Consider the following 10,483-nt stretch of genomic DNA (forward strand, 5'->3'; position numbering starts at 1 on the left):
AACGTCCGGCCCCCCCGGCGTCGAGGGGACTGTATGGCTGCCGTCCGGCCGGAAGGTCGGAGCAGGCCCTCCCCCTCGCCCTACGCGTCCCTGGTGATGCGCGCCTGTGGGCGGTAACGTGGGCGGGCCCATGCCGTCACCTCCGGAAGAGGTGGATCCGTTCGCGGACATGCTCGAAAGCCTGGGCCTGGACGACACCAGCGCCGGAGCGGCCCCCCCCGCCCCCGTCGCCGCTGTCCCCAGGCCCCAGCCGAAGCCCCCGCCCTCGGCCCCACCGCCCGCTGCTCCGCCACCGCTGCCACCCCGCCGTCCGGCCGCCCCCCAGGCCGCCGCGCCTGCTGGCACGGGTGCGCCCGCCTCCCCGGTGGCGGCCCCCGGTGCGATTGCGTCCGCCCTGGGGACGGCGTCCGCCGTGCCCGCTGGAGGTGCGGCCCCGGCGGCACGCGCCGTGCGGGTGCCGGGCAATGACCCCTTCGGGGAGCCGCCCGAAATCCGGATGCCCATGGGGGGCTCTCCGGAGGAGAAGCTGGAGTACTTCCGCGCCGTCGTCCGCCAGAAGACGGAGACGCTGGGCCGCGCCCGCACCCTGTACGCGGAGCGCGACGGCGAGCTGAACGGGGTGAAGCAGTCGCTGACGCTGGCGCGCAAGGAGGCCGCGGAGGCCAAGTCGCAGCTGGCGGCGGTGAAGGACGCGCCCGCGAAGCTGGCCCAGGTGTCCGAGGCCCTGGCGGGCGCGGAGGCGCGGGCCGCCGAGGCGGAGGCGAAGGTGTCCGCCCTGGAGGCGGAGCTGGCCTCGGCGGAGGCGGACCGCAAGGACTTGTCGCGGGCGCTGGCCGAGGTGGAGTCGGAAGTCCCGCGCCTCACCGCGGACCTGCAGGAGGAGCGCGGCTCGCGCGGGGCGGTGGCCGAGGAGCTGATTGGCGCCAAGGAGGCGCTGTCGCTGGCGCAGGACCGCGTGGCGGAGCTGGCCGCGCAGAAGTCGGAAGCGCAGGGCGCGCTGGAGGCGGTGCAGGAGCAGTACCAGCAGGCCATCGCCGACGTGGAGCGGCTGGGTGGCGAGCTGGAGGCGGTCAGCGCGGAGCGGGAGTCGCTGGCGCTGCGCACCGGGCAGCTCGAGGCGGCGCTGGCGGAGGCGCAGGGCGGGCTGAGCGCGCTGGAGTCCGAGAGCGAGTGGTCCAAGAGCTCGCTGGAGGAGGCGCAGGACCGGGCCCGCACGCTGGAGGCCGAGCGGGACGCGGCGCGCAAGCAGCTGTCGGTGGTGGAGGACGGGCTGCGCGGCCTGCAGGGGCAGGTGACGGAGCTGGAGCGCGCGCTGGCGCTGAAGGACGCGGAAATCGTCGGCCTGCGGGCGGCGCTCACCGCGCGCACGGCGGAGGCCGCGGAGCTGCCCGCGCTGCGCCAGGCGCTGGAGGGGCGCACCGCGGAGCTGTCGAAGCTCAACGCGCGGCTGGAGGCCGAGGTCTCCAAGGCGGCGGAGCGGACGCAGGCCCTGGAGGAGGGGCTGTCCCAGGCCAGCGAGCGCGCGCAGGTGGCCGAGGGCGAGGCCGCGGCGCTGAAGGAAGCGCTGGAGGTGGCCGAAGTCGAGCAGGTGTCGCTGCGCGACAGGATGGAGTCGGACGCGGCGGCGCTGGGCGAGGCCGTGCACCAGGCCGAGGCCCGGGTGGCCGAGCTGTCCGGCGCGGTGGAGGCCGCGCAGGTCGAGCGCGAGGAGCTGAAGAAGCAGCTCGCCGCGACGGAGATGAAGGTCGCCACCAAGGACGCCGAGCGCGTGGGCCTCGCCGCCCGCGTGTCCATGCTGGAGGCGGCGTCCGCGCAGCGCGAGGCGGAGCTGGCCCGGCTGCAGGGGGCGCTGACGCAGGCGCAGAGCGCCGCGGCGCAGGCGCAAGAGGAAGTGTCGCTGGAGCGGGTGCGGCGCGAGGCGGCGGAGGCCGAGCGGGCGGACGCGGAGGTGAAGGCGGCGGAGGCCGAGGCGCGCGTGGACGCGCTGACGGTGGGGCAGGGCGGCGCCGAGGCGAAGCTGGCGGAGCTCCAGGAGGAGCTGGAGGGCGCGCGAGCGGAGGCGGACAAGTCGGAGCGCCTGCAGCAGCAGGTGAAGATGCTGGAGGGCGCCCTCCAGGCGGCCAAGGCCCAGACGGCGGCGGCCAGCAAGACGGACGCGGCCCGCGCGGAAGCCGAGGCGAAGCTGTCGCAGGCGGGAGTGGCCCGGGCGGAAGCCGAGGCGAAGGCGACGCAGGCGGGCGCGGCGCGAGCGGAGGCCGAGGCGAAGCTGGCCCAGGCGGGCCAGGCCCGGACGGACGCCGAGGCGAAGGCGACGCAGGCGGCGAGTGCGCGCGCGGCGGCGGAGGCGAAGCTGGCGCAGGCGGAGGCCTCCCTGAAGGCCGAGCAGGAGGCCCGCAAGGCGCTCGAGGAGAAGCTCGCGGGGGCGGCGGCCTCGGCGGCCCCGGCCGACTGGGAGTCCGAGCGCGAGGGGCTCAAGGCGGACGTCGCCAACCTGAAGCGCAAGCTGATGGCAGCCGAGACAGCGCTCGAGAACGCGGCTGGCTACAAGGCGAAGATTGCCCGGCTGGAGGCGCAATTGAAGGGCAAGAAGTAGAGGTTTCCCCCTCATGCCCTTCGACGCGCCGGTGGACTCACTCACGGGGATGCAGGCGGCCCGCTTCGGGCTGTACCTGCACTTTCCCTATTGCCTGGCGAAGTGCCCGTACTGCGACTTCGCGGTGGCGGTGGCGCGGCAGGTGCCCGAGGAGCGCTACGCGCGCGCGGTGCTCACGGAGCTGGACTCGCGGGTGGCCGCCCTGCCCTCGCTGAAGGGCAAGCCGCTGGAGTCCATCTTCCTCGGCGGCGGCACGCCCTCGCTGTGGCACCCGCGCTACGTGGCGCAGGTGCTGGAGGGAATCTCCTCGCGGCTGTCGGTGTCGCCCAACGTGGAGGTGTCGCTGGAGGCCAACCCGGAGCGCGCGGACGCCGAGCGCTTCGCGGGCTACCGGGCGGCGGGGGTGAATCGTCTGTCATTGGGCGTGCAGTCCTTCCAGGCGGAGACGCTGAAGGCGTTGGGGCGCGCGCACGACGCGGCCATGGTGGAGGGGGCGGTGGACGCGGCGCGCCGGGCGGGCTTCGACGTCGTGGCCATGGACTTCATCTACGGGGTGCACGGCCAGTCGGTGGCGCAGGTGGAGGCGGACGCGAAGCGGGCGGTGGCGCTGGCGCCCGAGCACCTGTCCACGTACGCGCTGACGGTGGAGCGCGAGGTGCTGGCCGAGGACACGCCGCTGTCGAAGCGGCTGAAGCGCGGCGAGCTGGAGTTGCCCCCGGACGACGACGTGGTGGCGATGGCCCGCGTGGTGCGCGAGGTGTACGGGGCGGCGGGGCTGCACCGGTACGAGGTCTCCAACCACGCGCTGCCTGGCTACAGCTCACGGCACAACGCGCTCTACTGGACGGGCGGCGAGTACCTCGCCCTGGGCGTGGGCGCGTCCGGGATGCTGCTTACGCCCACGCCGCACCGGTACGTGAATCTGCGCAGCGCGGAGAAGTACCTCGTGGAGGCGGAGGCCGGGCGGCTGCCGGAGGAGGGCCGCGAGGCGCTCGGGCCGGAGGAGCTGTTCGCGGAGAGGCTGGCCATGGGCCTGCGGCTGGTGTCCGGGGTGGACTGGGAAGCGGTGTGCGAGCGGTACGGCCAGAAGGTGGAGCCCCGGCGCGCGGAGGTGGCACGGCTGGTGGAGCACGGCTTCGCGACGCTGAAGGACGGGCGGCTGGCCTTGACGGAGAAGGGCGCGGACGTGCACAGCGCCGTGTGCGCGCGGCTGCTCTGACACCGTCTGGCTGCTCGATTCCTACTGTCCCGGGTGGGCGTCAGCCCTCCCATACCTGCCGGAACTCGATTCCCCTGAGGCCAGCGGCGCGCCACTGCTCCACGAACTCCTCGCCCATGAACAGGGGGCTGGGGTGGAGGCTTGTGACCTTGAAGGCCTGCGATGTCTGAACAAGGGGTTTACGAAATACGTGCCTGGTGACCTGCCAGATGCGTCCATCGTTGAGCCGCTTGACGCTCGAGGCCTCTTCGTCGAGCGCATCGAGTACGTGCAAGGGATTGAAGACGCGTAGCTCGGCCTGCTCGCATGCCAGGGGTAGCAGCTCGCCATGGTTCATGAGGAGTGGCTTCAACAGTTCAATGGCATTCATCCTGAGAACGAGCATGCTGTTGAACAGAAATGGCGCATCCGCCCGGTGCAGGAGACGACGCCGCTCGCCTTGGTTGATGAGTTTCACGGCAAAAGGAGCCCAGGTGTCCCCGCGTGGGGTCCCATTGATGAGCTCGTCAATCAACGCGTAGCTGTCAGGATGGGCTGGCTGAACGAACTCGCAATGCTCCTCTCCGTCAAACGTAAATAGCTTCAGAGGTGGCTCCATGTTGTTCATGGGAAGGTGCCAGAAAGCATTTGCTGTCTCAGGCTTGTGAGGATGTCGATTAATACCGAGGGTGTCGAGCCCACCAATAACGTCGCGGAGAGGGACGTGCGCCATGCGGTCATCTGGCGCAAGACGAACTTCGGCACCCAGAGCGAGGACGGCAGCCACTTCGTCGAACGCATCCTCACCGCCGTGATGAGCCTCAGGAAGCAGGAGCGCAACGTGCTCGACTATCTCACGGCTGCCCTCGAAGCTCATCTCCACGGCACTCCCGCGCCCTCGCTGCTGCCCGGCTCGTAATCTCAGTTCACGCTCACAGTCGCCTGCCCCCGTGAACGCTTACCGCACGCCAACACTGAACTCCCGCCACTCAGGCATGCTGCTCATCTTGTCCTCCACTGGGCGCCGTCACCCGCTCGAACGACACGCCCAGGTTCCCGACCTTTTCGAGGGCTGCCTTGACGTCGTCCGACACGACGAACGCAGTCTTGAACTTCTTCAGCCGAAAGACATGAGCGCCCTCGGTTTTCGAGGGGTCGATGCGGAGGCCGTAGACCCAGCGGTACTCGCCCTCGTATTCAGGGAAAGAGCCCTCGGGATGGTGCTGCACTTCTCGGCATTTCGCTTCATCGATGCAATCAACAACCTTGGTTGCATTGACAACGAAGTACTGCTCGGATTCTCCCTCTATAGACACCGGAAAGAGCTGAACATCGTCGGGAGCCAGTGTCCTGAAGACGTTCGCGACTTCTTCGCTGACGATGGGGGCTTTCTCTATCACAGAGAACACAAACGTTCGCTTCCTGCCAGGATGTGAAATCTGGGCCTTGATGGGCCCAGGTGCTGGAAGCACGCGACCCTCTGCGAACATCCAAGGCTCATCAAACGCCTCACCGGAATCCCGTGTCGGCGTTTCAATGAGCCACTGGGGTACATCGCCCATTTCAACCCAATGAAATTGAGGCTCCACCTCACCCCTCCACTTTGACAATGAAGTTTCGCAACTCAGAGCCTTGCGTCAGAAGCTCGTTGGCAATGCTTGCAAGCTCCTCCATCAACCTCGCGCGACAGGTCTCATGTGTCTTGCAGCGACTGACGGCATCCTGTAGCCGACTCACGACCTTCTTGTGATACAGCTCGGGGTGAGGCCCTTCGTGGCCATTGAGCCGCACCTTGTTTGCCGCGTCCTCAAGCGTCATGCCGGCCTTCTTGAAAATCTTCTCGCATATTGGCGTCCAAGGACCCCCTGTAACATCCGAAGTCGGGTTCTTGTTCGTGCAGATGTGATGAACGGGCCCCACCTCGTCACCGGGAAACCGCCCATCTGAGTACATCGCCAGCGCAGCGGCTGCTCCAGGCGCCAGGGCAACGTTCAGAACACCCGCGGCGGGCATCGCGATGGAGGTCACGCCGCCGCTCATGGCTGCCCCGAGCTGGAAGCCGGCCTCAGCCTCTGCCCGAACGGCCGCCTGGGCGAAGCCGGGGAGCTTGGGCCCCTGGGCCGCCATCGCACCCTTTCCGCCGAGGGCTGCAGTGACCAGCAGCACCAGGACGCGCGTGCCGTTCGTGCCGAGCACTTTTCCGAAGCGGTGGCCGATGTCCTGCAACTCGATGATGCTCGTGGCTCTCTCTGCGTCGTCCCACAACCGGACGAAGCCTCGCCCCATCTCCCAGACCGGCACGACACCAAGGTACGCAACCATCGCTGCCGTCAGGGCCACCGCGACGACCTTGGTGACGGGCTCGGGAAGGGCCATCGTGAGAAGCACGGTGAGGGCCGCCGACGTCACCATGGCCTTGAGTGCGGCCGGGTTCAGCAGCTTGCCTACTTCAGCCTCGACGCCTTCCCACACCGTATCGAGCGCGAAGGACAACGCCATCAGCGTCCGGTCCTTGCGCGAGAACGTCAGTCCCGTCCCGCCCACGAGGGGCAGGCAGTCATCTGGGTCGGGGCAGATGCGCGCATACAACGACTCGGGGGTACCGTCCGCCCCCGAAGCCGCGATGCCCTTCGAGGACGCAAGCAGGGTCCTGGACCGGGCCCAGCTACGTTGGTCCGCCGCATCGGTCTCGCGGAAGGCAACGTCCATGCGCAGGTCGAGGATGAGCCGCGTGAGGGCAGCCTTGAACTCCGCCTCGTTCACCTCGACCGGCTCAACGTCCACCGACTCGTGGATGACTCGCTGCCCATTCCCAGCATCTATTTGGACGACACGAGTGGCCGCACACCCCGACGCGAGCAGCAACAACGCGACAACTCCGACTGGACGCACAGGAACCCCCGAAGCCGGACCACCTGGAAGACTATAGAGGAGGGATAGGGGCCTGATTGAGGGTGCGGGCGGTTGTAGAGGGGCTGAAAAGGGCCGCATGGGGGACGCGGGCCTGACGTGCCTGGAGCCGCCCGCATAGCACTGGGTATAGAGCGACCGACGTGTCGGCGGAGCAGGTCAGCGCCTCCCTCGCAGACGACCCTCCGGTTCATCGAGCACCCGGGTGCGTAAACGGCTGCCAGGCTGCAAGCCCGGGTTGCTGCCGTCCCGGCGAGCCAGCGGAACGCGCATCCCGTCTGTACGGCGCATCCTCACCCTGTGCGCGTTCTCGCCCTGATACCGTGCGGCGCCTGTGAAGGAGCCAAGGGGCGAATGAGCAAGTGGATACTGTGGGTGTTGCTGACGATGCTGACGGGCAGCCCGTGGGTGGCGCTGGCGTTGATGGTGGTCATCGTCTTCACGGCGGACCGCTTCACGTGGCAGCTCTTGCCCAGCCCGGTGCGGATGCTCAAGCGCTTCCAGCGCGCGGGACACCTGGCCGGCGTCATCCTCACCAACCCGCATGAGCGGCGCGCCCGGCACGAGCTGGCGGACATCCGCGTGGCGCAGAAGCGGTACGCGGAGGCGGTGGACATCCTCAAGCCCAACCTCGAGGCGGGCGACGACGACGTGGACACGCTGTACCTGCTCGGCGTGGCCTACCTGGGCGCCGGGGACTCGCAGCGGGGCGAGCTGTTGCTGGACGAGGCGGAGCGGCTGGACGAGGGCTACCAGCTCGGCGCCATCCACCTGGAGCGCGGCCGCTTCCGGCTGAAGCGCGGGGACGCGAAGGGCGCGGTGGAGGCGCTGGAGCGCTTCAACACCGTGCGGCACGGCTCGGTGGAGGGGCGCTACCTGCTGTCCCAGGCGCTGGCGAAGGCGGGGCGGGCGGACGAGGCGCAGCGGATGCGCGAGCTGTCGTGGAGCGACTACGTGGTGGCGCCGCGCTTCCAGCGCCGCCGGGAGCGCAAGTGGGCCTGGCGCGCGCGTCCCAGCCGGCCGCTGATGTACGCCGCGGCGCTGGCCGTGGTGCTGGGCTCCGCCGGCTGGGTGATGCGCCAGGTGCAGTCCAACCCGCCCACGTACGGCCACGGGTACTACGATGAGGCACCCACGGCCTCGGGCCTGGAAGAGGACCTGGGCGAATAGCGCCGCACCGGAGGCACCCACCGCATGTTCCCCACGCCCTCGCAGGTGCTCCGTCAGCGCGACGGCACGCTGGCCGACACGCCCTTCCCGCTGCTCCTGCACTCGCTCATGGTGGAGGAGCGCACCTGCACGCTGGAGCTGAAGGTGCGCCAGCGCGAGAAGCGCATCGTCTTCGAGGACGGCGCGCCGGTGGCGTGCCAGTCCAACCTGCTGCACGAGACGCTGGGCAAGTACCTCGTGGAGAAGGGGCGGCTCGCCGAGGCGGACTACCAGAAGACGCTGGCGGAGAGCGTGTCGTCGGGCCTGCAGATGGGCGCGCTGCTCATCCAGAAGGGGCTCATCAGCCCCTTCGACCTCTACAAGCAGCTGCAGGCCAACCTCGCGCACAAGCTGCTCGACTGCTTCCGGTGGACGGACGCGAAGTACCGCCTCATCGCGGACGTGGAGACTCCGGACGCGAGCGTGCGCATGAACACCGCGCAGCTCATCCTCACCGGCGTGGCCAGCGTGATGCCCTTCGACGCGGTGGCCACGCACTTCACCTTCACCGACGAGCGCCGCTTCGGGCAGATGCCCGGCGTGGAGGCGGGACTGAAGCTGTCCTCCAAGGACGCGCGCCTCTTCCAGGCCCTGCGCCAGCGCCCCACCTTCAACGAGCTGCTGGAGCGCACCGGCTTCGACACGGAGACGGTGCTGCGGCGGCTGTACGCGCTGTGCCTGCTGGAGGTGTCGGGCTTCTCGGAGGACGTGGACGAGCGCGCGGCGAAGCTGGCCGCCGCAGCGCCGGCCCCGGTGCCAGAGCCGGTGGCCGTCCCCGTGCCCGTGGAGACTCCGGCGCCCGTGCCCGTGGCGCAGCAGCCCCAGGGCACGCCCTTCTCCGACGAGGACGAGGCGGCGCGCAACGCGCTGGTGAGCGCCTTCCTCGCGCACCGCAGCAAGGACCCCTTCACGCTGCTGGAGGTGCCGGAGGACGTGCAGCCGGTGCCGCTGCGCAAGGCGTTCTTCGCCTGGGCGGACCGCCACTCGCCGCTGCGCTTCCAGACGCCCGAATTGCGCGAGAAGGCCGAGGCGTTGCTGGCCGCGTACGCGAAGGCCTTCGGCGCGCTGTCGGACGCGGAGCAGAACCTGCTCTGGCGCAAGCGGCGCGCCGCGCAGCGGGAGAAGGAGCGCGGCACCAACCGGCCCAGCACGGCGGAGCAGTTCCGCATCCGCACGGACCTGTTGGACGCCAGCACCCAGTTCGACGAGGCGAAGCGCCGGCTGGACGCGCGCAACTTCGCGGGCGCCTTCGAGTACTTCGAGTACGCGTGCGACATCGACCCGAAGCCGCTCTACAAGGCCCACCGCGCCTTCGCGCGCTACCTGATGAAGCCGGAGGCGCATGGCCGGCTCGCGCTCCAGGAGCTACAGGACGTGGTGCGCCAGGAGCCGGGCCTGGAGGAGGGCTGGGCCTTCCTCGGAGAAGTGGCGCAGGGCGAGGCGCAGTGGCCGTTGGCGGAAGACGCCTTCCGCAAGGCCTTCAAGCTCAACCCCAAGAACCGCCGCTACGTGGAGCTCATCCAGGAAATCGTGAAGCGCCGGTAATTCCCTGCTTCAGCGGCAGGCGAGCAGGCGGGGAGCGGCCCTGTTTTCGTAGCGAATGGGAAAATGGCTGGGGCCTGACGTCTACACCTTCCGTGGAACCACTTAGGGCATGCGCTGCGTCTGTCTGTTTGCAGCGAGGCTTCACTGTCCGGGCGTGCTCGCGCGGCCACTTGTCGGAATTGCCCCATGTTGGAAACCCCAAGTAGTTTCCGCACATGCGTCGCTCGACGAATCCACTCCGCGCGGGGACGGAGACCCAGTCGGGCCAGGCCGCGGTGGAGTCCGCCATCGTCCTGCCGCTGTTCGTCTTCCTCATCCTGGGCATCCTCCAGCTGGGGCTGATGCACCAGGCGCGGCTGATGACGAAGTACGCCGCCTACAAGGCGGTGCGCGCCGGCTCGCTGCACAACGCCAACGTCGACGTGATGGAGAAGGCCGCGCTCGCGGTGCTGCTGCCCATGGTGGGCACCCGCACGGGCGGCCAGGACGGCATCGAGGTCATCCGCCCCGTCGGCAGCGCGAGCGAGTTCGAGACCAAGTGGAACGAGCTGTCGACGAACGAGATGCCCGGCGTCTCGCTGAAGTACGCGGAGGTCACCATCTGCGGGCCGATAAAGTCGGACATCACCTCCGGCTCGTCGGAGCTGGACTTCGATGACCCGAAGAACACCAGCCCGGACGGGTGGCGGGAGAGCACGCGCACCAAGCTGCGCGTCCAGGTGACCTTCAACTACCGGATGATCATCCCCTTCGCGGACTGGGTCATCTACCACGCGGCCCGCGGGCGTGAGGTGACGTCCGTGCTGCGCATGGGGAAGATGAAGCAGGCGGAGAAGGACAAGGTGCAGGGGCGCAGGTTCGCGAGCGCCGGCAAGTCGGAGAGCACGTACGACGACGCGGCCGCGCAGGACGTCTACATCATGCCCATCCGCGCCACCTACACCATGCGGATGCAATCCAACTTCTACCTGAACAAGAACAGCCTGCCCGAGAGCAACCTATGCAAGTTCCCGTTCTCCTACGAATGA

The 10,483-nt window shown here is 69.1% G+C and carries 8 protein-coding genes and 1 pseudogene; 6 read left to right on the forward strand and 3 right to left on the reverse strand.

Annotated elements, in window-relative coordinates; translation table 11 throughout:
* Positions 1-130: 130 nt before the first annotated feature.
* Complete coding sequence (locus ACX9TP_RS07470) at positions 131-2,593, forward strand: coiled-coil domain-containing protein (protein WP_482979033.1); 2,463 nt, start codon at positions 131-133, stop codon at positions 2,591-2,593.
* A gap of 13 nt (positions 2,594-2,606) precedes the next feature.
* Positions 2,607-3,812, forward strand: coding sequence for a radical SAM family heme chaperone HemW (hemW, locus tag ACX9TP_RS07475; RefSeq protein ID WP_482979034.1), 1,206 nt, complete (start codon positions 2,607-2,609; stop codon positions 3,810-3,812).
* 40 nt (positions 3,813-3,852) lie between these two features.
* Here hemW and ACX9TP_RS07480 read toward each other — a convergent pair whose 3' ends face one another.
* Complete coding sequence (locus ACX9TP_RS07480; RefSeq protein WP_482979035.1) at positions 3,853-4,419, reverse strand: imm11 family protein; 567 nt, start codon at positions 4,417-4,419, stop codon at positions 3,853-3,855.
* A gap of 48 nt (positions 4,420-4,467) precedes the next feature.
* Here ACX9TP_RS07480 and ACX9TP_RS07485 point away from each other — a divergent pair.
* Positions 4,468-4,710, forward strand: a pseudogene (locus ACX9TP_RS07485) (hypothetical protein); the annotation flags it as partial.
* Between the two features lie 70 nt (positions 4,711-4,780).
* On the opposite strand, the gene ACX9TP_RS07490 reads toward ACX9TP_RS07485, so the two are convergent.
* Both ACX9TP_RS07490 and ACX9TP_RS07495 read right to left on the reverse strand, forming a co-directional pair.
* A complete protein-coding gene (locus ACX9TP_RS07490) occupies positions 4,781-5,380 on the reverse strand; it encodes an imm11 family protein (RefSeq protein WP_482979036.1) in 600 nt (199 codons plus the stop codon).
* 1 nt (position 5,381) lies between these two features.
* Positions 5,382-6,683 carry an AHH domain-containing protein gene (locus ACX9TP_RS07495; RefSeq protein ID WP_482979037.1) on the reverse strand — a complete coding sequence of 434 codons (1,302 nt, stop codon included), beginning with the start codon at positions 6,681-6,683 and terminating at the stop codon, positions 5,382-5,384.
* Between the two features lie 372 nt (positions 6,684-7,055).
* On the opposite strand from ACX9TP_RS07495, the gene ACX9TP_RS07500 reads away from it, so the two are divergent.
* From ACX9TP_RS07500 to ACX9TP_RS07510, 3 genes are all read left to right on the forward strand, one after another.
* Positions 7,056-7,871, forward strand: a complete 816-nt coding sequence (locus ACX9TP_RS07500) for a hypothetical protein (RefSeq protein WP_482979038.1) — start codon at positions 7,056-7,058, stop codon at positions 7,869-7,871.
* A gap of 24 nt (positions 7,872-7,895) precedes the next feature.
* Complete coding sequence (locus ACX9TP_RS07505; protein ID WP_482979039.1) at positions 7,896-9,455, forward strand: DUF4388 domain-containing protein; 1,560 nt, start codon at positions 7,896-7,898, stop codon at positions 9,453-9,455.
* Between the two features lie 215 nt (positions 9,456-9,670).
* Positions 9,671-10,483 (forward strand): TadE/TadG family type IV pilus assembly protein, encoded by an 813-nt coding sequence (locus ACX9TP_RS07510; RefSeq protein WP_482979040.1) that lies wholly within the window; start codon positions 9,671-9,673, stop codon positions 10,481-10,483.

The sequence above is a fragment of the Pyxidicoccus sp. M15 genome (assembly GCF_056858435.1).

Excerpts from the sequence above, each read along its gene's own strand:
- hemW (WP_482979034.1), top strand. The coding sequence starts at position 2,607 with ATGCCCTTCGACGCGCCGGTGGACTCACTCACGGGGATGCAGGCGGCC.
- ACX9TP_RS07505 (WP_482979039.1), top strand. The coding sequence starts at position 7,896 with ATGTTCCCCACGCCCTCGCAGGTGCTCCGTCAGCGCGACGGCACGCTG.
- ACX9TP_RS07500 (WP_482979038.1), top strand. The coding sequence starts at position 7,056 with ATGAGCAAGTGGATACTGTGGGTGTTGCTGACGATGCTGACGGGCAGC.
- ACX9TP_RS07510 (WP_482979040.1), top strand. The coding sequence starts at position 9,671 with ATGCGTCGCTCGACGAATCCACTCCGCGCGGGGACGGAGACCCAGTCG.
- ACX9TP_RS07480 (WP_482979035.1), bottom strand. The coding sequence starts at position 4,419 with ATGAACAACATGGAGCCACCTCTGAAGCTATTTACGTTTGACGGAGAG.
- ACX9TP_RS07470 (WP_482979033.1), top strand. The coding sequence starts at position 131 with ATGCCGTCACCTCCGGAAGAGGTGGATCCGTTCGCGGACATGCTCGAA.